The sequence below is a fragment of the Mycetocola sp. Y719 genome (genome assembly GCF_056713205.1).
Map to the genome: position 1 here is coordinate 668,806 of NZ_JBWYGY010000001.1, position 22,142 is coordinate 690,947.

18 protein-coding genes and 2 tRNA genes are annotated in these 22,142 nt (G+C 67.3%); 8 read left to right on the forward strand and 12 right to left on the reverse strand.

Going from position 1 to position 22,142, the window contains the following annotated elements; genetic code table 11:
• Positions 1–27: 27 nt before the first annotated feature.
• From AC1M0F_RS03060 to AC1M0F_RS03070, 3 genes are all read right to left on the reverse strand, one after another.
• On the reverse strand, positions 28–615 hold the full coding sequence (locus tag AC1M0F_RS03060) for an ATP-dependent Clp protease proteolytic subunit (RefSeq protein ID WP_480236725.1): 588 nt from the start codon (positions 613–615) through the stop codon (positions 28–30).
• Between the two features lie 155 nt (positions 616–770).
• Positions 771–2,120 carry a trigger factor gene (tig, locus tag AC1M0F_RS03065; protein WP_480236726.1) on the reverse strand — a complete coding sequence of 450 codons (1,350 nt, stop codon included), beginning with the start codon at positions 2,118–2,120 and terminating at the stop codon, positions 771–773.
• 56 nt (positions 2,121–2,176) lie between these two features.
• Positions 2,177–2,250, reverse strand: a tRNA-Pro gene (locus AC1M0F_RS03070).
• Positions 2,251–2,477: 227 nt separating this feature from the next.
• Between AC1M0F_RS03070 and AC1M0F_RS03075 the strand changes: the two genes are divergently transcribed.
• Together AC1M0F_RS03075 and AC1M0F_RS03080 are read left to right on the forward strand one after the other, a co-directional pair.
• Positions 2,478–2,551: transfer RNA gene (locus tag AC1M0F_RS03075), tRNA-Gly, on the forward strand.
• Positions 2,552–2,553: 2 nt separating this feature from the next.
• On the forward strand, positions 2,554–2,739 hold the full coding sequence (locus tag AC1M0F_RS03080) for a hypothetical protein (RefSeq protein WP_480236727.1): 186 nt from the start codon (positions 2,554–2,556) through the stop codon (positions 2,737–2,739).
• Between the two features lie 9 nt (positions 2,740–2,748).
• Here the strand turns inward: AC1M0F_RS03080 and AC1M0F_RS03085 are convergent, their stop codons facing one another.
• On the reverse strand, positions 2,749–3,282 hold the full coding sequence (locus AC1M0F_RS03085) for a gamma carbonic anhydrase family protein (protein WP_480236728.1): 534 nt from the start codon (positions 3,280–3,282) through the stop codon (positions 2,749–2,751).
• Between the two features lie 103 nt (positions 3,283–3,385).
• Here AC1M0F_RS03085 and AC1M0F_RS03090 point away from each other — a divergent pair, with 103 nt between their 5' ends.
• A complete protein-coding gene (locus AC1M0F_RS03090; protein WP_480236729.1) occupies positions 3,386–7,273 on the forward strand; it encodes an SCO7613 C-terminal domain-containing membrane protein in 3,888 nt (1,295 codons plus the stop codon).
• 32 nt (positions 7,274–7,305) lie between these two features.
• Here AC1M0F_RS03090 and AC1M0F_RS03095 read toward each other — a convergent pair whose 3' ends face one another.
• Genes AC1M0F_RS03095 through AC1M0F_RS03105 form a run of 3 tightly spaced genes read right to left on the reverse strand, consistent with a single transcriptional unit; the run spans position 7,306 to position 11,049 of the window.
• Entirely contained in the window at positions 7,306–7,974 is a 669-nt protein-coding gene (locus AC1M0F_RS03095; RefSeq protein ID WP_480236730.1) for a response regulator transcription factor, read from the reverse strand.
• Between the two features lie 47 nt (positions 7,975–8,021).
• The gene (locus tag AC1M0F_RS03100; protein WP_480236731.1) at positions 8,022–9,431 is read right to left on the reverse strand and encodes a sensor histidine kinase; all 1,410 of its coding nucleotides are present in this window, start codon (positions 9,429–9,431) and stop codon (positions 8,022–8,024) included.
• Positions 9,421–11,049: a multicopper oxidase family protein gene (locus AC1M0F_RS03105; RefSeq protein WP_480236732.1), complete on the reverse strand. Its 1,629-nt coding sequence runs from the start codon at positions 11,047–11,049 to the stop codon at positions 9,421–9,423. Before AC1M0F_RS03105 ends, AC1M0F_RS03100 begins: the two co-directional genes overlap by 11 nt.
• A gap of 182 nt (positions 11,050–11,231) precedes the next feature.
• Between AC1M0F_RS03105 and AC1M0F_RS03110 the strand changes: the two genes are divergently transcribed.
• A complete protein-coding gene (locus AC1M0F_RS03110; protein WP_480236733.1) occupies positions 11,232–11,717 on the forward strand; it encodes a Dps family protein in 486 nt (161 codons plus the stop codon).
• Positions 11,718–11,785: 68 nt separating this feature from the next.
• On the opposite strand, the gene AC1M0F_RS03115 is transcribed toward AC1M0F_RS03110, so the two are convergent.
• Genes AC1M0F_RS03115 through AC1M0F_RS03135 form a run of 5 tightly spaced genes read right to left on the reverse strand, consistent with a single transcriptional unit; the run spans position 11,786 to position 16,121 of the window.
• A complete protein-coding gene (locus AC1M0F_RS03115) occupies positions 11,786–13,297 on the reverse strand; it encodes an amidohydrolase (protein WP_480236734.1) in 1,512 nt (503 codons plus the stop codon).
• The gene (locus AC1M0F_RS03120) at positions 13,294–13,914 is read right to left on the reverse strand and encodes an FMN-binding negative transcriptional regulator (protein WP_480236735.1); all 621 of its coding nucleotides are present in this window, start codon (positions 13,912–13,914) and stop codon (positions 13,294–13,296) included. The genes AC1M0F_RS03115 and AC1M0F_RS03120 overlap by 4 nt, the downstream gene beginning before the upstream one ends.
• Positions 13,915–13,948: 34 nt before the next feature.
• On the reverse strand, positions 13,949–14,944 hold the full coding sequence (locus AC1M0F_RS03125) for an Fpg/Nei family DNA glycosylase (RefSeq protein WP_480236736.1): 996 nt from the start codon (positions 14,942–14,944) through the stop codon (positions 13,949–13,951).
• A 1-nt stretch (position 14,945) separates the two neighbouring features.
• Positions 14,946–15,449, reverse strand: coding sequence for a ribose-5-phosphate isomerase (locus AC1M0F_RS03130; RefSeq protein WP_480236737.1), 504 nt, complete (start codon positions 15,447–15,449; stop codon positions 14,946–14,948).
• Positions 15,450–15,494: 45 nt separating this feature from the next.
• Entirely contained in the window at positions 15,495–16,121 is a 627-nt protein-coding gene (locus tag AC1M0F_RS03135) for a mycothiol-dependent nitroreductase Rv2466c family protein (RefSeq protein ID WP_480236738.1), read from the reverse strand.
• A 135-nt stretch (positions 16,122–16,256) separates the two neighbouring features.
• Between AC1M0F_RS03135 and pepN the strand changes: the two genes are divergently transcribed.
• The 4 genes from pepN (at position 16,257) to AC1M0F_RS03155 (ending at position 22,087) form a co-directional block, all read left to right on the forward strand.
• Entirely contained in the window at positions 16,257–18,803 is a 2,547-nt protein-coding gene (gene pepN / locus AC1M0F_RS03140; RefSeq protein ID WP_480236739.1) for an aminopeptidase N, read from the forward strand.
• Between the two features lie 129 nt (positions 18,804–18,932).
• Positions 18,933–19,949 (forward strand): mechanosensitive ion channel family protein, encoded by a 1,017-nt coding sequence (locus AC1M0F_RS03145; RefSeq protein WP_480236740.1) that lies wholly within the window; start codon positions 18,933–18,935, stop codon positions 19,947–19,949.
• Positions 19,946–20,341 carry a globin gene (locus AC1M0F_RS03150; protein ID WP_480236741.1) on the forward strand — a complete coding sequence of 132 codons (396 nt, stop codon included), beginning with the start codon at positions 19,946–19,948 and terminating at the stop codon, positions 20,339–20,341. The genes AC1M0F_RS03145 and AC1M0F_RS03150 overlap by 4 nt, the downstream gene beginning before the upstream one ends.
• 78 nt (positions 20,342–20,419) lie before the next feature.
• Positions 20,420–22,087 carry an FAD-binding dehydrogenase gene (locus AC1M0F_RS03155; RefSeq protein ID WP_480236742.1) on the forward strand — a complete coding sequence of 556 codons (1,668 nt, stop codon included), beginning with the start codon at positions 20,420–20,422 and terminating at the stop codon, positions 22,085–22,087.
• Positions 22,088–22,142: the final 55 nt, after the last annotated feature.

Here is a 22,142-nt window from a genome sequence, read left to right on the forward strand (position 1 = left end):
TGTTCTGTCCTCTTGATCTCTCGACGCTTAGTCTGCGTCGGTTCCGCCGCCGCCGGCGACGTCAGTGGCCGACTCGCGGATGTGGTCGACGAAACCGTACTCGAGGGCTTCCTGCGCGCTGAACCAGCGGTCACGGTCGCCATCGGCGTTGATCTGCTCGACGGTCTTGCCCGTCTGCGCAGCGGTGATCTCTGCCAGGCGGCGCTTCATGTCGAGGATGAGCTGCGCCTGGGTCTGGATGTCGCTGGACGTTCCGCCGAAGCCGCCGTGCGGCTGGTGCAGCAGGACGCGGGCGTTGGGGGTGATGTACCGCTTGCCCTTCGTGCCTGCGGTCAGCAGGAGCTGACCCATGGATGCCGCCATGCCGATACCGACGGTGACGATGTCGTTCGGGACGAACTGCATGGTGTCGTAGATCGCCATGCCGGCCGTGATCGAGCCACCGGGTGAGTTGATGTACAGGTAGATGTCCCGCTTGGAATCTTCAGCCGCGAGCAGCAACAGCTTCGCAGCAATCTCGTTCGCATTCTCATCGCGGACCTCTGCGCCGAGCCAGATGATGCGATCCTTCAGCAGTCGGTCAAAAACACTGTTGGGCAGTGTCAGTTCGGCCATGTCGCGCTCCATTTCAGTTGTTGCGTGTAATCGAATCTATCGGAGCCAACGCACCGGAACTGCTCTGTTCGCCGTGGGCAGATAACGTGCCGCCGTGTCCGTTAACGACGGATGCCCCGGAGTCGTCCCCGGGGCATCCATGCGTGTGAAAAAGGTTACTTCTCGGTCGAGCTCTCGTCGGCGTTGTCAGCGGCGGCCTCGTCGGTCGCTGCCTCGTCTGCGTCGTCTTCCTCGGTCGGCACGAAGCCGGTCAGGTCGACGGCCTTGCCTGCGGTGTCCACGACGGTGGTCTTGGCGAGGACGACGGCGAGTGCCTTGTTACGGGCGACCTCTCCGACCATCGCCGGGATCTGACCGTTCTCGTCGAGCACCTTGATGAACTCGCCCGGCTCCATGTTGTACTGCGCTGCGCCCTGGATCAGGTACTGGGTGAGCTCGTCCTGGCTGACCTGGACGTTCTCGGCCTCTGCGATGGTGTCGAGGAGCAACTGCTGCTTGAACGTGGCCTCGCTGGAGGTGGTGACCTCCGCGCGGTGCTCGTCATCTTCGAGGCGACCTTCGCCCTCGAGGTGACGGTGGACCTCGTCTTCGACAAGCTTCTCCGGAACGGGGATCTCGACGAGCTCGACGAGCTTCTCGAGCAGCTTGGTGCGAGCGGTTGTGCCCTGGCCGAAGGCCTTCTGGCGCGCGACCTGCTCCTTGAGGCTCTCGGTCAGCTCGGCGATGGTGTCGAACTCGCTGGCGATCTGAGCGAAGTCGTCGTCTGCCGCGGGCATTTCGCGTTCCTTGACGGCGCTGACGGTGACGGTGATCTCGGCGTTCTCGCCCTCGTGGTCTCCACCGAGCAGCGGAGCGCTGAACGTGGTGACCTCACCGGCGGTAAGCGACTCGAGCGCCTCGTCGATGCCCTCGATCAGGTCGCCTGAACCGACCTCGTATGAGATGCCTGACGCGTTGTCGACCTCTTCGCCGTTGATCGTGGCGATCAGGTCGATCTGCACGAAGTCACCGGTGGTTGCGGGGCGGTCGACGGTGATGAGCGTGCCGAAGCGTGTGCGGAGCTTGTCGAGCTCCTCGGTGACGTCGGCGTCGGTGATCTCGGCCTCGTCGACCTCGATGGTGATGTCGTCGTAGGCCGGGAGCGTGATCTCGGGGCGAACGTCGACCTCGATGGCGAGCTGAAGGTCTCCGGAGAAGTCCTTGTCGCTGGGCCACTCGACGATGTCAGCCTCTGGCCGTCCAAGGGTGCGGATGCTGTGCTCTTCGACAGCGGCGCGGTAGAAACCGTCCAGGCTCTCGTTGACGGCGTGCTCGAGGACGGCGCCCTTGCCCATCCTCTGGTCGATGATCGCCGGCGGAACCTTGCCCTTGCGGAAACCGGGGATGTTGACCTGTTCGGCGATGTGGCCGTATGCGTGGGTGATGCTCGGCTTCAGGTCCTCAGGCGTCACCGAGATGGCGAGCTTGACTCGGGTGGGGCTGAGCTTTTCGACCGTGGATTTCACGTTGGTGTGTTCTCCTGTGTAGTGGATTTTTCCTCGAGCTGAGGAGTACGGACTTGTCGGGGCGACAGGATTCGAACCTGCGACCTCCCGGTCCCAAACCGGGCGCTCTACCAAGCTGAGCTACGCCCCGGTAGCACCTACCGGTGGTGGACTCACACACCGAAGCAAAACGATGCATCAAGGTGGAAGGCCTCCGACAGTCTAATGCACGGCCGCTCCGAAAATTCCGCCTCGGGCATCAGCGGCACGAGGCGACCCGAAACGTGTACTACGATATTCGGGTGCCGGTCTTCCGGCGTCGGGATGTCGCCCGACCAACAACTGAATACGAAACTCCGGCGGAGACCCGTCGGATTCGGGGCTGTAGCTTAGTGGTAAAGCCTCTGTCTTCCAAACAGATGATGCGAGTTCGATTCTCGTCAGCCCCTCCAATATGAAAATCCTCCGCGCCTATTCGCTGTGGACGACAGCAGGTGTGGTCCTGTTCGTCGTCGGAGGCTTCGCGATGGGCACCGGCCGCTTCGGCGTCGGCGTTTTCCTGCTCGCCGCCTCAGCCGTCTGCCTCGGCACGGCGATGGCATCCCACCGGCGGTGGGTCAAGAAGTACGGCTCCGACTAGCCGCGTTCCTCATTCGGCCGGTTCGCCATGGTGCTGAGCGTTTGCCACATACCGCGCCGCGTTCTGACGGATGCCGTCGACCTCGTCATCGGTGAGCGACCGGCGCACCTTCGCCGGGACCCCTGCGACGAGTGACCGCGGCGGCACCACCGTCCCTTCGAGCACGACCGCTCCCCCCGCGATGAGGCACTCATCGCCGATGACGGCGCCGGAAAGCACGACAGAGCCCATCCCGATCAGCACAGTGTCGCCGATGGTGCATCCGTGGACGACGGCGTTGTGGCCCACAGAGACGTCTCGTCCGATTCGGACCGGCCAGGCGGCATCCACGTGCACAGCGACGCCGTCCTGGATGTTGCTGCCTTCTCCGAGCTCGATCGAGGCGTAATCGCCGCGGAGCACGGCGTTGTACCAGACACTCGACGACGGTTGGAGGGTGACGTTGCCGATCACCCGGGCCCCAGGGGCGACGAACGCACCGTCGGTGTGTGGCCCGGGAACGCCGGAGAGTCTGATGATCGATGAAGAGTCCTGGACTGTCATGGCGACACCCTATCCGGCGCAGAATTCCTCCACAGCCCGAGCCCGGCTTCCCCAACCCCGAAAGGGGCGGTTGCGGTGCGCGCGGCTCCGACAGAATGGGGCAATGCCCGAATTCCAGGACCCGCGTCGCCTCAGCAGGTGGCCGGCGGACGCGTCGCTCCTCACCGACACCACGGTCTGCCCGGCGTGCTTCCACCCGCTCGGCAGGACGGTGTGCGCCAACTGCGGCCTCGACCTCGGAGTCTCCGCCGCAGGCGACCTTCTCGCCGCCGGAACGGCCGTCGCCACCGCCGAGGCCGCCAGACAGCGGCTCATCAGCAGGATGCGCGTCGAGCAGGAACAGCGTCTCCTCGCGAAGCGCATGGCCGCGGGTGCGCGATCGGTGAGCACTGCCGGTCCCGACCACGGGGCACCCGAAGCGGGGTTCCCTCCTTCGGGCCCCGGTCACGCACCGATCCTGCCGCCGGCGGCACCCGCTGGCGGCACGATCGTCACGGCGGCGTTCGCCCCAGTGCCTGGAACGCCCGGTCCGTCCGTGCCCCAGCCGGCTCCCGCAGCAGCGCAGTTCGCGCCTTCCCAGCCGATTCCCCCGATGTTCGCGGCCCCACCGGCTGGGATGACACCGATGGGCGCGCCACAGGCCGGGCCTGCGCGACCGCGACGGAGCGGCATCCAGATCCTCATGCTCACCGTCGGCGTGATCCTCGTCTCGATCATGGCCCTCTTCTTCGTGCTGCTCGCCTACCTCATCGCCAGTCTCGAAGTGCGGTCGATCCTCACAGGGCTGGCGAGCGTCGCGGTGTTCGGCGTGGCCGTCCTGCTCTCCCGCCGACGTCTGCGGGGAACGGCTGAAGGGATCGCTGCGCTCGCTGTGGTGCTCTTCCTCCTCGACCTCTGGATCGTCAGGGCGAACGGCTTGTTCGGATCCGACCGGCTCGACGGTTGGCTCTACGCCGGGCTCTCGATCGGCCTGCTGACCGGTCTCCTCGCGCTGGCGGCGCGGGCGCTGCCTCTGCGGACCCTGTCCTTGTCCGCGGCCCTGCTCGGCCCCGTTGCCGGGTTCGCCCTCGTTCAGGGCGTCCTCGCCGACGTCGATCCCTGGACCAGGACCTGGGCCGCGTTCACCGCCGTCGGTGTCGGCGCCCTGGTCTGGACCAGGGTGCAGCGCCGCGTGGAACAGGGAATCCTGCGCGCGTCAGGCATGCTCGCGGCCGCCTGGGCGACGATCTGCGCGTTCGGAGCATTCCCCGACCTCGACGCCGGCGGCACGATCGCGTTCACCGTCGTCGCTTCGGTCTGGTTCCTGACCCTGGCTGTGGCGCCTGTCGGCCAGGCCGTTGCCGGTGAGGATGCGGTCCGTCCGGCGCGATTGGACGGCTGGGGTGCGCTTGCCGCGATCGGCCTCGGCCTCGCAGCTGCGGCGGCAGGGCTGTCCCTCCTTCTCCGCGGCGGTGTCGATGACGCCGTGTTCTGGCTGCCGGCGACGGTGACGGCATCGGCTGCAGTCGTCGTGGCACTGCTCGCCCGCATCCCCGGACTCACGCGGCTCGTCCCTGCGCTGCGTCTGGCCGCCCTCCTGCCCCTCAGCCTTGCCGCGCTCGCGACCGGTCCATCCATCGTGTACTCCGCCGCCATCACCGCCTGGGGCGCGACAACTCGCCCGTTCAGCCTGTCCGCGTTCGGGACTCCGCCGAACCCGCTGGTCCCGCTCGACGTGGGAGCGCCACTCGGCCTGCTCCTCGTCTCGGGACTCGCTCTCGCTGCACTCTCCGCACTCGGCTTTGCCCGGCAGATGGTCTGGCTCCCCGCGATCGTCGGCGGATTCGGGCTCGTCGCCGTCAGCGCCGTGATCGGCCAGCCGGTCGCATCCGCAGTGTGCCTCGGAATTCTGGCGGCCCTCCTGCTCGTCGCATTCGCAGTGCTGCCGCCCGGTTCTCTGCGTGTCGCCGTCTGCACCGTGTTCTCCGTCGCCCTCTTCGCCTTCGGCACGATCGGGCTGACCAGCACGGCCACCTTCCCGGTGACCGCTGTCGCGTCGGTGATCCTCCTGGCGGCGGCGAGGCAGGTGTGCGTGCGTGCGGTCGCTCTCGCTGCGGCAGCGGTCCTCGCGCCCGTTGCCACCGGTTCTGCTGTGATCGCGCTCATCGTCAGCGCCCGACTCGTCCCGACGTGGTTCGAGGTCGTCACGGGCACCACGGTGACCGCCGCGATTCCTCCGCTGTGGATGACGGTCTCCGCGCTTCTCCTGGCCGTCGGAGTCGTCGTTGCCGCCGAACGCCTCACCCGGGCCGAAGCCGCCGTCATCACCGCAGTCTCGGCGGTCTCCGTCGGCATCGGGCTCGCCGAGCTCAGCATCTGGAGCGACCCGATTCCCCACCTGGTGGCGCTGGCGGCTACCGTTGCCGCCGGGCTGGTCTGGCAGCTTGGCGGGCGGGTTTCCGACTGGGCCGAGCGATACGTGGCCGCTGCGGCCGCACCCGCGGCCGCTGTCTGGGCCGTCGGCGTTGCATGGACCGAGTTCGGTCCTGAACTTCCCTCCGGCCTCGACCCGGCCACGACGACGGGCGTCGTGCTCGCTGTGGCGACCGTCGCTCTCGCAGCGATCGCGCCCCTTCTCTTCCGTCGACGGGACGGCAGTGCCGGCTCTCATCCGGCACGGATAGCGTGGGATGTCTCCCTCGGTTTCGCTGCGGCGGTCGTGATCGCGTCGGTCTTCTTCCGCCCTGAGCTCGGCTGGCTCACTCTCGTCTTCCTGGCTGTCACACCCGTGCTCGTTGCGAGCGGAGACGGCGACATCGTCGCCGGGAACTCGCCGAGACGACACGTCGCGTGGCTCGGACTTCCCCTCGCGGTCTCCGGCCTGTGGCTGGGTCTCGCGCGTGCCGACGCCACCATCGTCGAGTACTACACCCTGCCGGTCGCCGGACTCCTCCTGGCGCTTCTCGCACTCACCCTGCTGCGGCGGCCAACCACCGGTCCCGGGAACGGACGCACCCTCCTGCTCGCGTCTGCGCTTCTCGTCGGTCTCGGCCCGAGCGCGATCGCGGCATCCGACGCGGCACCGATTCGAGGATTTCTCGTCCTGATCGTCTCCGCGATCCTCGTCGTCGCCGGGTCGCTCGTGGCTTCGGTGTATCGCGGACTCCAGGGCGGACGTGTCTTCTGGCTGGCCGGCGTGTGCGCGGCCGTCATCGTCGGGATGGGTCGCACCTCGCTGAACCCGACCGCGTCCTCGCTGCCGTTCGAGTGTTGGTCAGCAGGCGCAGCCCTGATTCTCGTCACCGGCGGCGTGCTCTGGCACACCAGGGCGCGCGCGCCTTCCTCCTTCGCCACCGCCGCGATGATCGCGTCGGTGGTCGTCGTTTCCTTGCCAACCACGATCGTCCTCCTCGCGGCGGGCACGGATGCCTGGCGCGCGGTCACGGTTCTCCTCGTGACCTGCGGATACATCGTTGCGGCATCCGTTCGCGACGAATTCGGCCCCGCCCTGCGCTGGGTGTCGATCGCGTCCGGCGTCGTCCTCGGCGGGACGATCCTCGTGACCGGCACCGCCGACCCGTTCGAACTCGCCACCGTCCCGCTCGCAGTGGCGCTCCTTCTCGGCGGAAGTGTTCGACTCGGCCGCGACGAGCGTCGGGGCTCGTGGCCCGAACTCGGACCAGGGCTTGCGCTGCTCCTGCTCCCGTCGCTCGCCGCCGACTTCGGTCCGAACGAGCTATGGCGGGTCGTCGCGCTCGGCGTCGTGGCCCTCGGCGTGCTCGGCACCGGGCTGGCGCTCAAGCTGCAGGCTCCGACGTTGATCGGCGCCGCAGTCGTTGTCCTCCACGGGCTCGCACAACTCTGGCCCTGGATCTCGGATTTGTACGGCAGCGTGCCGTGGTGGCTGTGGGCGGGCATCGGAGGCGTGATACTCATCATCCTCGCCGTGACATACGAAAGCCGGATCCGTGACCTCAAGGCCGTGGCCCGCGGGGTGTCCTCGCTGCGCTGACGCCGGTCTCGGGCCCGCGAAGAAACTGGCGCTCAGGACCTCAGGTAGCGCAGCACGGCGAGCACCCGGCGATGGTCGGACGCCGACGCCTCGAGCCCGAGCTTCGCGAAGATCGCGGTCACGTTCTTCTCCACGGCGCCGACCCCGACGACGAGCCGCCTGGCGATGCCCTGGTTGGTGACCCCCTCTGCCATGAGCTGGAGCACCTCGCTCTCACGCGGGGTGAGGGATGCCAGCGGGTCCCGGCGCTGTGCGAGCAACTGGTGGACCACCTGCGGGTCGAGCACCGTTCCGCCCGAAGCGATCCGAGTGACGGCCTCGCGAAGCTCCTCGAGCGACGCGACGCGGTCCTTCAACAGGTACCCGACTCCACCGGATGACGCACCGAGCAACTCGTCGGCGTACGCGCCTTCGACGTACTGGCTGAGTAGGAGGATGCCGATCCCCGGGTGGGTGCGCCGAATCTCCAGCGCGGTGCGTACGCCTTCGTCCCGGTAGCCGGGAGGCATCCGGACATCGAGGACGACGACATCCGGTGCGGTCCCGGCGAGTCCGGCGAGCAGGCTGTCCCCGTCGCCGTATGAGCCGACCGTGGAGAATCCTGCTTCGTCGAACAGCCGGACGAGGCCCTCACGGAGCAGCACAGAGTCGTCGGCCACCGCCACCCGTATCGGGCCTCGTTGCGCGTCCAGTTGAGTCACGCCCCCAGCCTAGGGCCGGGGCGCCTGACCGGACCGGGGTGAGCCGGTCAGGCCAGCGGCACGGATGCGGTCGCCCGCGTCCCCGCACCGACGGGGCTGTCGAGCGTCAGTGAGCCGCGCAGCCCCTGCAGGCGATCGCGAAGCCCCTGCAGGCCGTGTCCGTCAACGATTCGGGCGCCTCCGACACCGTCGTCCGAGACGATGAAGGTCAGCATCCGGCCGCTCTCGGTTGCGACGACCGACAGGTCGACCGTCACGGATCGCGCCCTGGAGTGCTTCGAGGCGTTGGTGACGAGTTCGGCGGCGATGAAGTACCCGTTCCTTTCGATCTCTGCTGGAAGCCGCAGGCCGGGTTCGAGCGAGGTGGTGACGGTCACAGGGATGGTGCTCACCGTGGCGAGCGACTCGATGGCGCTCACCAGCCCCCGGTCGCCGAGGATCGGCGGAGCGAAGCCGCGGGACAGCGCTCGGAGCTCTTCGAGCGACGCCTGGGCCTGCTGCCGGGCCTCACCGATCAGTGTCCTGGCGGCATCCGGGTCGGTGTCGAGTCGGCGTTCGGCCGCTGCGAGGTCCATCTGCAGGCGCACGAGACGCTGCTGTGGGCCGTCGTGGATGTCGCGTTCGAGCCGCCGGACGGACTGGTCCTCGGCCTGCACTGCGGCGCCGCGCGATGCATCCAGGGCCGCGACCTCACGGCGGAGGTCGTCACTGCTCCACCGCGACAGCAGCCCACGCGCGATCGTGTGGTGAAGCGTGGTCAGACCGCGGGTGATGAACGGCAGGGTGGCGAGGAAGATCACGCCGAGGACGAACTGGGCGATGGAGTCGGCGACGGCCGGATCGATGCCGAGGGGGCGGCCGTTCGACGCAAGCGCGAATGCCCACTCGCTGAGGTAGAACTCACGGTCCCCTCGCGGAAGGAAGATCGACCAGAACCAATAGCTGACGCCGCCGAGACCGACCGAGACCCAGACGATGGTGATGGTCCAGGTCGCGACGCTCACGATCGGGTTGATCACCAGGCCGTGCAGTAGGTAGGTCCAGTAGTGGCCGTCGGCAACGGGGCCAAGCGCGGTCCGCCAGAATCCGGCGTCAGCTCCGGCGCGCGGCCACTCCGGCGTTGGGACAGTTGGGCGCCCTGCCGCGCGGAGCCTGACGAGTTCGAGGGTGCCGAACGCCCGTGCCACGTAGAGCGTGGCGACGACGACGAACACGCCGACGACGATCGCGAGCAGACCGAGCCCTGTGGAGAAGAGGCTGGACATGACCACCAGCCCGAGGATGGCGATCGGCATGGTGAGGAGCAGGAATCCGAGCTCACGGGGAACGCCTCGCCACAGCCCGCCGTATCCGCGGCGCGCCTCTGGCGCTGGTGCGGGTGGCTCGGGTTCCATGGTGCCCAGCGTGCCAGAGATCGGAGCCGGGCGGGTGTCCAGCTCGAGGTTGTCAGTGCTCATGATCGGTTCCTTCTGTCTGTCGTGGCCCGTAGCCGCCTGGCAGCGTGTCGGTGTGGTCTTCGGTGGAGTCGTGTTCGCCCGGTTCGACGGTGTCGCCGGGTTCCACGACCAGGAACTGGCCCATCATTCCGGCGTCTTCGTGCCAGAGCAGGTGGCAGTGGTACATGTAGGGAGAATCGCGGTCACCGTCTGTGCCGAAGCGCATCACGAGCCGGTACTCCACCTGTGGGGCGAGGTAGACCGTGTCCTTCCAGCCGGCCAGCTCCGGGGGCGGGTCGTCCCCTCCGACGGATGCCACCTGGAACTGCACGTCGTGGACATGGAAGTTGTGGGGCATCGCCATGCCGTTGCGCACGACCCAGGTCTCCGTGCTACCGGCGGTGACGACCTCGTCGATACGGTCCATGTCCATCGTCTCCCCGTTGATGGTGAACCCGTCGAGGGTGAAACTCCGCGTGGCGACGGCATCCGACTCGCGCAGCGGTTCGATCGAGGCGAGGCTGTCGGGGACGAGCGCTGCCGGGACGAGTTCGGGACCGGCGCGCAGCTCGAGGACATCGAACCGGTCTGCGCCCCCGTTGCGTCCGGCGAGAGCGTCCGGCATCCCGAGGTCCTGCTCGGTGGATCGGAGCACGGGGCGCTCCCCCGCGCTGAGCGACACGATGATCTCGGCGCGTTCTCCAGGAGAGAGCCGGATCGCGTCCGTGGTGTGCGGCCTGCTGAGCAGACCGCCGTCTGACGCAACCATGGCGAACGTCCGTTCGTCGTCGAAACCGAAGTTGTATGTCCTGGCGGTGGACGCGTTCAGGAGGCGCAACCTGACGGCCGCGGTGCTCACGTCGAGGTACGGGGCGAGAGTGCCGTTGACGAGGAGTTCGGTTCCGAGGGCGCCGACGAAGCCGCGGTTGTCGTCCGAAAGGACGGCAGATTCGTCGAGGTCGACGTCCTGCACGAGAACGGGGATGTCATCGAGCCCGTAGGTCCGCGGAAGATCCAGGGCGGCTTCTTCGGCATCCGTCACCAGGAACAACCCAGCCAGTCCCCTCGCGACCTGGTCTTCGGTGTCGTCGTGAGGGTGGGGGTGGTACCAGAGGGTCGCCGCAGGCTGGTCGAGAGTCCACTCCGGCGCTGCGTGTCCCCCTGGCGCGATGGGCTGGTGGGGGCCTCCATCCATCGCGGCAGGAAGATGCATTCCGTGCCAGTGCAGGGTGGTGGGGTCCTCCAGTCGGTTGGTGATCTCTGTGCGCACCTTCTCACCGCGGGCCGCGACAAGGGTCGGACCGAGGTGGGCGCCGTTGTATCCGCGCGTCGCCGTCTGCTCACCCGATCGGAATTGCCTGTGTCCGTCCTGCGCTTCGAGTTCGAAGACCCGCGTGCCGTCGGCATCCACCCGCGATGGCGCAAGCGGAGGGATGGCCAGTGGCCGACTGAAATCGACGTTGCCGACGGTGTCGACCTTCTGGGCCGAGAGCAGCCCGGGGATCATCCGCCCTACGAGGGCGATCGCCGCGCATCCGGCGATGAGTAGAACGGGCACCAGAGTGAGCGCGACGGCGAGTCGGCGCTTCCGACGCCGGGGCGGCGTCGGTCGAGGTGCTGGGGCAGGAGTCGAGATCATGCCTCAAGCCTTCCGGCGAACGTCGCCTCGCGACATCAGGCATCCCACCGACTCCTCTCGGGGGAAAACCCCCGGAAACACGAAGTAAGACGAGCCTTGTCTTGGTTGCGGAATGCCAGAGCCTGAGTAGCGTTGTTCTCAAGAGCGCACCACAATCCACGCGCAAGCGAAGGGGAACACCCATGACAGACATCACCACCGTTTCATCGACCTCCGTCAGCCCCGACGTCGCCGCGGGAGTCGCCCAGTTCCTGAGCCCGGTCGTCATCGACCTCACCGCCCTTGTCGTGAACGGCAAGCAGGCCCACTGGCACGTCCGCGGAGCCAACTTCGTCGGCGTCCACGAACTCCTCGACACGATCGTCGCCCACGCCCAGGACTGGGCTGACAGCGCCGCTGAGCGGATCGTCGCCCTCGGCCTGCCCGTCGACGGCCGGCTCTCCACGGTGGCGGCGAAGACCACGACAGGCGAGCTGACCGCCGGATTCCAGCAGTCGAACACGACGATCGCTGAGTACGTGGCGCAGATCGACGCAGCCCTCGTCTCGGTGAAGACCGCCGTCGACGAGCTGGACGGAATCGACCTGACCAGCCAGGACGTCGCCATCGAGATCGCGCGCGGTCTCGAGAAGGACCGCTGGTTCCTCGTCGCCCACGTCTCGAAGTAGACAACGCACAGACGTCAGAGGGAGGGTCGCCACACCGGCGGCCCTCCCTCTCTCGTTGGCGGATGCCGTCAGAGCGAGGTGTGGGTGTCCCGTCCGTTGAGGATCGTGGCAGCCACCGGCATACTCCTGAGCTCATCGGGGCTCGACGCGTACGGGTCACGGTCGACGATCACGAGGTCCGCGACCTGACCCGCCCTGACGACGGCCGAACCGATCCGCGTGGACGCCGCGAGGGCCTCGGTTACGGTGATCGACTGCTCAGGATGCCACGGCGTACGACCGTCACGTGACCTCCCGACGGCAGAAGCGATCGCCAGCCACGGGTCGGGCGGAGCCACTGGGGCATCCGAACCGAGGGCGAGCGTCCCGCCGGCGTCGAGGATGCTCCTCAGGGGAAACGCCCGGTCGGTCCGGCCCGCCCAGTAGCGGTCGGCCACCTCTCTGTCGTCCATGGCGTGTTCCGGCTGAACACTCGCGGTCACGCCGAGTTCGGCGAAACGGGCGAGGTCGCGCGAAGACAGAAGCTGCGCGTGTTCGACGCTCCCGCGGGAACCGGTGGAGGCGAAGGAGTCGAGGACGTGACTGTTCGCCTGGTCTCCGATGGCATGGATCGCCGACTCGAGCCCGACGCTCTTCGCGCGAGACATCAGAGTCCTCAGGTCCTCCGGCTGGACGTTGAGCACGCCGTGGGAGTGCTGCGCACCACTCATGCCCGGGTACTCGTCGACGCAGTAGGCGGTGCGGGTGTTGAGCGATCCGTCGGTGATCACCTTGAGTGACCCGACCTCGAGGAGCCCGTGTGTGTGCGGCAGGATCTGTCCGGTCTGCAACCGTTCGGCGATCGCGCGGTCGAGGTGATGCGGGTAGATGCCGAAACGGGCGCGCAAGGCGATGTTCCCGCCGGCGATCCGCCGAGCCCAGGCCTCGAGGTTCCACGCCATTTCGAAATCGATGACGCCGACGACTCCGCGGGCGGCCGCGGCGTTCGCAGCCTCGCTCACCCAGCCGTCGACGACGGCATCCGTCGCGGTGTCGAGGGCGCGGTGCACAGCGAACGCATCTTCTTCACGCAGCAGCCCTGTCGGGTGGCCGGCGTGGCCGTGACGGAGCAATGCTGCGCTGTTCAGCCAGGCGCAGTGCAGGTCGGCGGCGATGAGAATGACCTCCCGCCCGTGGGAGACGGCATCGAGGGAGGCGAGATCGACGGTGTCCGGCCACAGTGCGTCGCGGAAACCGAAACCGACGGCGGGCTCGTCAACGCCCGTGGGGGTGTTCGCATCGACGACGGCAAGCACGTCGGCAGCGGTCGTCGTGCCGGAGAGGTCGAACCGGCGCGAGGTCTGCGCCCACTGCGTGAAGTGGACGTGAGAGTCCCAGAGCCCCGGCAGGATCCAGCGCCCATCCGCCGCAGTCACGTCACCTTCGGGCCGTCCACTGCCCGCCGGTCTCACATCGGCCACCCTGCCGTCTTCGAGCACGACGTCGACAGGGCCGTCCGCTCCCCCGGCGATCCGGACACCGGCGAGCGTGCGTCGGATGCCTGACCCCGGCCGCGACGCCCGCAACCGGAATTCGCTCATCGTCGTGCCCGGCGCATCTCAGCGGCCAGGGCGGGGTTGGTGTACTCCGGACCGTTCTCCAGCTGGTCGATGATCCTGTCGACCGTTTCGGCCGGGCGGTTCTGGCTGAGCTTGCGCTTCGCGACGACCTTCGTCGGCGTCAGGCGGAATCCGACTGTTCCGCTGCTGATGCGGGCGGCATACTCGGCGTTGGCCGGTGTGCCCTCCATCAACCGCGGTTCAGGCATCCGGCCTTCGAAGTGCTCGACGAGCTGACCGAGGACCCGGAAGTTCTCCTCGTCGCTGAGGATCTCGGGGGTCCCGCTCAGGTGCGCGACGACGAAGTTCCAGGTGGGAACCGCCGGCTTGTCGTCGTACCAGCCTGGCGAGATGTAGCCGTGCGGTCCCTGGACGACGACGAGGAGTTCGTGGGAGCCGAGCTCGTGGATCGCTTCGTCCGGCCGGCCCACATGGCCGAGGATCGTGAGGTCATCACGGTCAGGGTCGAGCACCACCGCGTAGTGCGACGCGACCAGGCCGTCTGCCGTGTCGCTGACGAGCGTCACCCACGGGTTCCGTTCGATGAGCCTGCGCAGCTCGGGGATGTCGCCGAGCACGAAGCTGGGGTTCTGTCTCATGGGGTCCTCTCGATGTGACCATTCAGCGAATCGTTCAGCGCTGGCAGTTCGGGCACCAGTACAGCTTGCGTGCGCCCATCTCCTCCAGCGCGATGTGGGTGCCGCAGACCCGGCACGGCAGGCCCTCCCGTTTGTACACCCAATGGCGATCATCCCGTGATGCCATCGCCTTGCGGTAGTCCTCGCCGCTGAGGTCGTCCATCGTCATCATCTGACCGGTCTCGACCCCGATCCGCAGCAGTCGCGCCCAGTCCCGCCAGATCGCGCGAACGGTCTCCTCGGGCACAAGCCTGCCTGGAGTGTGCGGGTCGACCCGTGCGCGGAACAGCAGTTCGGCACGGTAGACGTTGCCTATCCCGGAGACGACGGTCTGGTCCATCAACAGCAGGCCGATCGGTGTCGGCTTCCTGCGCACGACGACCGTGAAGCGCTCCTCGGCTTCGGTGCTGTCGTCGAGCAGGGGGTCTGGGCCGAGCTTCGCGATCACTTCTCCCACACGCGCGTCGTCGATCACCTCGCAGGCCGTCGGGCCGCGGAGGTCGGCGACGGCGTGGTCGGTGAGCAGTCGCACCCGGACGGCGCCCACCGGTTCAGGCGGGAAGGTGTCCCATTCGTCCCCGGCGAGGCCCTTCGTCTGCTCCGACATCCGTACCCGGGTCTTCCGCGGTGCGCCGATCGAATGCAGCGAGTTCTCGCCGGCGTCGTCGAGGATGGCCGTCGCGAGGTCGGTCCCCTTCTGGTTCGTCTGGCCCATCCGTCCGTTCGCCGAGGCGATCGTGGCATCCTGGGTGATCTCACCGGCGAAGTCCCACGCACCGTACATCCCGAGGTGCACCCGAAGCCAGACGCTGTCGTCGAAGTCGATGAACATCTGCTTGCCGACCGCTTTCACGGCGGTGACTGTGCGCCCGTCCAGGATCGACGCCCCCTCTGCGAACCGGCCCTGCGGCGACGAGACCGCGACCCGGTGACCCTGGAAGTTCTGGCGGAACTGCCGTGCGATGCGGTGAACGGAATGGCCCTCTGGCACGCTAGCCCCGTTCTGGGAGAGCGTCGACGCCCTTGCCTGCGATCGTGCCCGTCGTCTCGAACTCGGCGAGCTGGGCGATCCGTCGCACGTGGCGTTCCTCTGCGGTGAACGGTTCGGCGATGAACGCGTCGATGAAGGAGATCACGTCCTCCACCGGATGCTGCCGGGCACCGATCGAGATGACGTTGGCGTCGTTGTGGTCCCTCGCGAGCGTCGCAGTGCTGAGGTTCCAGACGAGCGCGGCGCGGACGCCACGAACCTTGTTGGCCGCGATCTGCTCGCCGTTCCCTGACCCACCGAAGACGACGCCGAGTGCTTCGACGCCGGACTCCTGGTCACGGACGACCCCGAGAGCAGCGTTGATGCAGAATGCCGGGTAGTCGTCCAGCGCGTCGTACTCGGCGGGACCGTGATCGATGACCTCGTGTCCGTTGTCGCGGAGGTGCTGCTGCAGGTGCTTGCTGAAGTCGAGGCCGGCGTGGTCGGTGGCGATGTGGATGCGCATGGTTACATTCTGCCGTTTCCGGCACCGTCACCGCTCCCCGACGGCTCAGCTGAAGATCGGGCCGACGGTGCGGCTCCGTTTGATCTCGAAGAAGCCCGGGTATGCGGCGACGGCGACGACCCCGTCCCACAGTCTCGCGGCCTCTTCCCCCTGCGGCGACGGCGAGATCACCGGGCCGAAGAAGGCGACGTCGTTGACAGCGATGACCGGGGTTCCGACGTCCTGGCCGACGCGGCCGATCCCGTCGAAGTGGCTCGCACGCATCTGCGGGTCGAACTCGTCCGTCAGGGAGTGCTCGGCGAACTCAGGAGGCAGACCCACTTCGGCGAGCGCCTGGGCGATCACGGTGTCAGGATCTGTCGACTCCCCCGGGTGGATCTGCATCCCGAGCGCGTCGTACAACGGCTTCACGATGGCCTGCCCGAAGTGCTCCTGGGCGGCAGCGACGAGACGGGTGTAACGAAGGGCACGAGGGAAGAACGCGCGGTACTCCTCAGACACGTCCTGATCCTCATTGAGCACCGCGAGGCTCATGATGTGCCAGGTGACGTCGAGGTTGCGGAGACCAGCGACCTCGTCGACCAAGCGGGATGTCATCCACGCCCACGGGCAGGACGGGTCGAACCAGAAGTCGACGGCGGTCGGGGCGGAAGCGGCGGTATCGGTGGTCATACCTCCAGCCAACCACGGAAACGCCTCCGGGCATTCCCTGGGGCTCCGGCGGCGCCGGAACACGAACGACTACGCTTGCAAGTCGGACACGATCCGATCGATCTGTACCGTCCCATCGCACAAAGGAGTTCAGCGTTGCCCGGAGAAAACCTCACCCGCGCCGAAGCACAGGAACGAGCATCGCTCGTCTCCACCCAGAGCTACGAGATCGCCCTCGACCTGACCACAGGACCTGAGACCTTCCGCTCGACGACAACGGTGCGGTTCAGTGCCACCCCCGGCGCGTCCACGTTCATCGACGCGATCACGCGCACAGTGCACTCGGTGACCCTCAACGGGACGAGCCTTGACCCGGCCGCCGTGAGCGACGGCATCCGCATCGCCCTCGACGATCTGCAGGCCGAGAACGAGCTCGTCGTCGACGCCGACATGATCTACATGAACACCGGAGAGGGTCTTCACCGTTTCGTCGACCCGGTGGACGACGAGGTCTACCTGTACAGCCAGTTCGAGGTCCCCGACTCCCGCCGTATGTATGCGGTGTTCGAGCAGCCGGACCTCAAGGCGACGTTCCAGTTCACCGTGACCGCGCCTGAGCATTGGGAGATCATCTCCAACTCCGCGACGCCTGAGCCCGTGCCCGCCTCCACAGGGAGCAAGACCTGGGCGTTCGAGCCGACCGACATCATGTCGAGCTACATCACGGCGATCATCGCCGGACCGTATGCCTCGGTCCGCAGTGAGCTCACCTCCAGTGACGGCCGCACCATCCCGCTCGGCGTGTTCTGCCGCAAGAGCCTGTCCGAGTACCTCGACGCCGATTACATCTTCGAGAAGACCCGCCAGGGTTTCGAATACTTCGAGTCCAAGTTCGACTACCCGTACCCGTTCCCGAAGTACGACCAGCTGTTCGTTCCCGAATACAACGCTGGCGCCATGGAGCACGCCGGCGCTGTCACATTCACCGAGGCGTACATCTTCCGGTCGAAGGTGACGGATGCCATCAAGGAGCGTCGCGTCGTCACGATCCTGCACGAGCTCGCCCACATGTGGTTCGGCGACCTCGTCACGATGAAGTGGTGGAACGACCTCTGGCTCAACGAGTCGTTCGCGGAGTGGGCGTCGACCATCGCCGTCGCAGAGGCCACGGAGTGGACCGGCGCATGGACCACGTTCAACGCCATGGAGAAGAGCTGGGCGTACCGCCAGGACCAGCTTCCCTCCACCCACCCGATCGTCGCGACCATCAACGATCTCGAGGACGTGCAGGTCAACTTCGACGGCATCACATACGCCAAGGGCGGGTCGGTGCTCAAGCAGCTCGTCGCCTGGGTCGGAATCGATGCCTTCTACGCCGGTGTGTCCGCCTACTTCAAGAAGCACGCGTGGGGGAACACCGAGCTCGTCGACCTGCTCACCGAGCTCGAGACGGCATCCGGTCGCGACCTCAGCGACTGGGGCAAGCTGTGGCTCGAGACGGCCGGCGTGAACACGCTGCGTCCGGAGATCAGCGTTGACGACTCCGGTGTTCTCACCGCGTTCACCGTGCTGCAGAGCGCGGTGCCCGAGTACCCGACGATCCGCCCGCACCGTCTGGCCATCGGCTTCTACAACCTCGTCGACGGCAAGCTGGTCCGTGAGGACCGGCTCGAACTCGACGTCGACGGTGAGCGCACGGATGTTCCCGAGCTCGTCGGCAAGAAGCGCCCGGACCTCATCCTCCTCAATGACGACGACCTCGCCTACGCCAAGATCCGTCTCGACGACGCCTCCCTCGCTGTGGCCACCGAGTCGCTGTCCGCGATCGAAGACCCGCTGGCGCGGTCGCTTGTCTGGGCCGCTGCCTGGGATGCCACGCGCGACGCCGAGACGCCGGCACGCGACTACATACGACTCGTCCTCGGCAACATCGCCACCGAGAGCGAATCGACGACGATCCGGACCACGCTGAACCAGCTCGTACTCGCCGCGACCCAGTACGTCGCTCCTGAAGCCAGGGAACACGTTCTCACCGAAGTCGGCGACGCCCTCTGGCAGCTCGCCCAGAGTGCAGAGGCCGGCTCGGACGCCCAGTTCCAGTTCGTGAAGTTCTTCGCGGGAGTCGCATCCACCGGCACGCACTTCGACGTGATCCGCGCACTGCGCTCAGGTGAGAGAAGCCTCGACGGGCTCGAGATCGACACCGACCTCGACTGGGAGCTGCTCACAGCGCTCACGGCCGGTGGAGCCGCAACCAGCGACGACGTCGACGCCGCACTCGCCGGGGACAACACGGCGAACGGCGCGAAGGCTGCTGCACTCGCCCGAGCCGCGATCCCGACCCTCGAAGCGAAGCGTGCCGCATGGGCATCCGTCGTCGACACCGACACGGCCCCCAACGCGATCGTCCAGTGGACGGGAATCGGATTCCAGCGGGCTCGCGACAAGGACGTCCTCGCGTCCTTCATCCCGGACTACTTCGGGATGCTGCAGCGCATCTGGGACTCACGCAGCTACAAGATCGCCGAGTACCTGGCGGTGGGTCTCTACCCGGCGCCCCTCGCGAACGCGGAGCTGCGCGACGCGACCGTCGCCTGGCTGGAGACGAACGACGAGCCGCCCGCGCTGCGCCGGATCGTCGTCGAGAACCTCGCGGGGGTCGAACGCGCCATCAAGGCGCAGGAGCGCGACGCTCAGGCGTAACCGCCCGCGAGTTGCCGGGTTTGCAGGGGTCAGGACGCGTCCGCACCACTGCAAACCCGGCAACTCGCGTTTAACTGACGGGCCGGGCCTCCAGCATCCGTCCAGTAGCCCGCCCCTAGACTTGAGGCAATGAATATGACTGAATTCTGGGCCGCTGTCACCGTGTTCTTCGCGACACCGCTCGGCACCCTTGTCGCCATCGCCCTCATCATCGTCGGCGCGTTCATCGCGGCGTGGCTGATGCACTTCGTGATCCGCAGGGTCGTGAACCAGATCGTGTCCGGGGTGAAGAAGAACCAGGGCGCTGAAGACACGCAGGCGCTCAACGTCTCCCCTCTCGCGGCCGTGCGCCTGGTGCAGCGCACCCGCACCCTGGGCACGGTGCTCGGCAACATCGTCAACGTCACCGTCGTGATCATCGCCATCGTGCTCGTGGTGAACCAGATCGACCAGAACATCATCGGCTCGCTCGCACTCCTCACCGCCGCTCTCGGCGCCGGCCTCGGTTTCGGCGCCCAGAACATCGTCAAGGACGTGCTCAACGGCCTGTTCATGGTGATGGAGGACCAGCTCGGCGTCGGCGACGTCGTCGACCTCGGCCCTGCGACCGGTGTCGTCGAACGCGTCGGCATCCGCATCACCCAGGTCCGCGACGTCAACGGAACGCTGTGGTTCGTCCGCAACGGTGAAATCCTCCGAGTCGGCAACATGTCCCAGGGCTGGGCCCGGGTGATCATCGACCTTGCCGTCCCGTACGACGCCGATGTCGAGGCTGTCCAGGACCGGATGCTCGACGCGGCGTCATCGCTCGCCCAGGACCCGAAGTGGCGCAGCCGCATCCTCGAGCGCCCTGAGCTCTGGGGCATCGAGTCCATCTCCGAAGAGGCCCTCGTCATCCGCCTGGTCATGAAGACCCGCCCGCCGGCGAAGGATGACGTCGCCCGCGAACTCCGAACGAGGCTCAAGGCCGCAACGGACGAGCTGGGTATCCAGCTGCCGACGCTCAAGAGCGTCGTCCTCGAGGGATTCGACGGAGCGGCATCCGTCACCGGTGCCCGCCCGCCGCGGACGAAGCCGCTCAAGGTCGTCAACCAGGCGCCTCACGCCACGAAGAAGGCCTCGAAGAAAGCCCCGCAGACGCCATGAGCGACCTCCTCTCCTCCAACACCTTCTACGAGGAGGTCGGCGGGCGCGCGACCTTCGAGAAGCTCTGCCGCGAGTTCTACAAGGGCGTCGCCGCCGATCCGGTCCTCAAACCGATGTACCCCGAAGAGGATCTCGGACCCGCCGCCGAGCGTCTCACGATGTTCCTCGAGCAGTATTGGGGAGGACCGTCGACCTACAGCGAACAGCGTGGCCACCCGCGCCTGCGAATGCGGCACATGCCGTTCAAAGTCAATCCGGACGCCCGTGACCGCTGGCTCCTCCACATGCGCGCAGCAGTCGACACGCTCGGGCTGTCGCCGCTGCACGAGGCCACGCTCTGGGACTACCTCGAGCGAGCCGCACAGGCCATGGTCAACACGTTCGACGAGTAACACCAGAGAGGCCGGGTGATCTCCTACGATGGGGGAACCCGGAGGGCGACGGAGCCTCACGGATGAAGGAGTTCCCGGATGCCCTCACCCACACCGACCTCAGCCGATGCCATCGTCGTCGGCGCCGGACTCGCCGGTCTCGTCGCTGCAGCCGAGCTGGCGGATGCCGGCAGGCGCGTGATCATCGTCGAGCAGGAGCCTCAATCGTCACTCGGCGGTCAGGCGCACTGGTCGTTCGGCGGCCTGTTCCTCGTCGACACGCCTGAGCAGCGCCGAATGGGCATCCATGACTCGCACGAACTCGCCTGGCAGGACTGGCAGGGATCGGCCGGCTTCGACAGGCCGGAAGACGACTGGGCGAAACGGTGGGCGGAGGCATACGTCGACTTCGCCGCCGGAGACAAACGGTCCTGGCTGAACGAACAGGGTGTCGGCTTCTTCCCCATCGTCGGCTGGGCGGAGCGCGGCGGGTACACGGCGAACGGGCACGGGAACTCGGTGCCGCGGTTCCACATCGTCTGGGGCACCGGCCCTGCCATCGTCGAGCCGTTCCTCCGTCGCGTCCAGGCGGGGATGGGAGCCGGCCGGGTGCACATCCTCCACCGGCACCGCGTCGACGACCTCGTGCTGACCGACGGGGCCGTCACCGGCGTCAGCGGCACCATCCTGGAACCCTCGACGGCGAAACGCGGCGAAGCCAGCTCCCGCAAGGTGAGCGGCGAGTTCGAGTTGTCCGCGCAGGCGGTCGTCGTCACGACCGGAGGAATCGGCGGCAACCTCGACCTGGTGCGTGAGAAGTGGCCGGCCAGACTCGGTGCTGCCCCTGCATCGATGCTCGCCGGTGTGCCCGCCCATGTCGACGGGCGCGGGCTGGGAATCGCCGAGCGAGCCGGAGCCCGTCTCGTCAACGGCGACAGGATGTGGCACTACACCGAAGGCATCACCAACTGGGATCCCGTCTGGGCCTCACACGGCATCCGGATCCTGCCAGGGCCGTCGTCGTTGTGGCTCGACGCCACCGGCGCCCGCCTCCCCGCGCCTCTGTTCCCCGGCTTCGACACTCTCGGCACCCTCGAACACATCCTCGCCACCGGGCACGACCACAGCTGGTTCGTCCTCACCCAGAAGATCATCGAGAAGGAGTTCGCCCTCTCGGGAAGCGAACAGAACCCCGATCTCACCGACAAGAACCTCAAGCTCCTGCTCAAGCGCGTCGCGCCCGGCGCTCCTGGACCGGTTGAGGCATTCAAGGAGAAGGGCGAGGACTTCGTGGTCGCCGCGAACCTGCCTGAGCTCCTGGCCGGAATGCAGCGGCTCTCAGGGGATGCCGCGCTCGACACGGTGCGCGTCGAGCGGGAGATCCGGTGGCGCGATGCGCAGCTGGACAACGACTTCTCGAAGGATGCCCAGATCACCGCTATCCGCGGCGCACGGTCGTACCGCGGAGACAAGCTGATCAGGGTGGCCAGCCCGCACAAACTGCTCGATGCGAAAGCCGGGCCGCTCATCGCCGTGAAGCTGCACATCCTCACCAGGAAGAGCCTCGGCGGCATCCAGACCGACCTCTCCGGGCGGGCGCTGGCCGGGGACGGTAGCCCTGTCCCCGGGCTCTACGCAGCGGGTGAGGCCAGCGGATTCGGCGGAGGCGGGGTGCACGGATACCGCGCACTCGAGGGCACGTTCCTCGGCGGATGCCTGTTCACCGGCCGCACGGTTGGTCGGGCGATCGAGGCGCAGCTGCGCTGAGTTCGACGCCCGCGGTCCCCGCTGCTCGCGCCGAACCCATGTCGACCTCTTGCCG

Bases quoted from the DNA above. Each gene is read 5' to 3' on its own strand.
- AC1M0F_RS03060 (WP_480236725.1), bottom strand. From the start codon at position 615: ATGGCCGAACTGACACTGCCCAACAGTGTTTTTGACCGACTGCTGAAG.
- AC1M0F_RS03080 (WP_480236727.1), top strand. From the start codon at position 2,554: ATGAAAATCCTCCGCGCCTATTCGCTGTGGACGACAGCAGGTGTGGTC.
- AC1M0F_RS03085 (WP_480236728.1), bottom strand. From the start codon at position 3,282: ATGACAGTCCAGGACTCTTCATCGATCATCAGACTCTCCGGCGTTCCC.
- AC1M0F_RS03090 (WP_480236729.1), top strand. From the start codon at position 3,386: ATGCCCGAATTCCAGGACCCGCGTCGCCTCAGCAGGTGGCCGGCGGAC.
- AC1M0F_RS03100 (WP_480236731.1), bottom strand. From the start codon at position 9,431: ATGAGCACTGACAACCTCGAGCTGGACACCCGCCCGGCTCCGATCTCT.
- AC1M0F_RS03105 (WP_480236732.1), bottom strand. From the start codon at position 11,049: ATGATCTCGACTCCTGCCCCAGCACCTCGACCGACGCCGCCCCGGCGT.
- AC1M0F_RS03110 (WP_480236733.1), top strand. From the start codon at position 11,232: ATGACAGACATCACCACCGTTTCATCGACCTCCGTCAGCCCCGACGTC.
- AC1M0F_RS03115 (WP_480236734.1), bottom strand. From the start codon at position 13,297: ATGAGCGAATTCCGGTTGCGGGCGTCGCGGCCGGGGTCAGGCATCCGA.
- AC1M0F_RS03120 (WP_480236735.1), bottom strand. From the start codon at position 13,914: ATGAGACAGAACCCCAGCTTCGTGCTCGGCGACATCCCCGAGCTGCGC.
- AC1M0F_RS03130 (WP_480236737.1), bottom strand. From the start codon at position 15,449: ATGCGCATCCACATCGCCACCGACCACGCCGGCCTCGACTTCAGCAAG.
- AC1M0F_RS03135 (WP_480236738.1), bottom strand. From the start codon at position 16,121: ATGACCACCGATACCGCCGCTTCCGCCCCGACCGCCGTCGACTTCTGG.
- AC1M0F_RS03145 (WP_480236740.1), top strand. From the start codon at position 18,933: ATGAATATGACTGAATTCTGGGCCGCTGTCACCGTGTTCTTCGCGACA.
- AC1M0F_RS03150 (WP_480236741.1), top strand. From the start codon at position 19,946: ATGAGCGACCTCCTCTCCTCCAACACCTTCTACGAGGAGGTCGGCGGG.
- AC1M0F_RS03155 (WP_480236742.1), top strand. From the start codon at position 20,420: ATGCCCTCACCCACACCGACCTCAGCCGATGCCATCGTCGTCGGCGCC.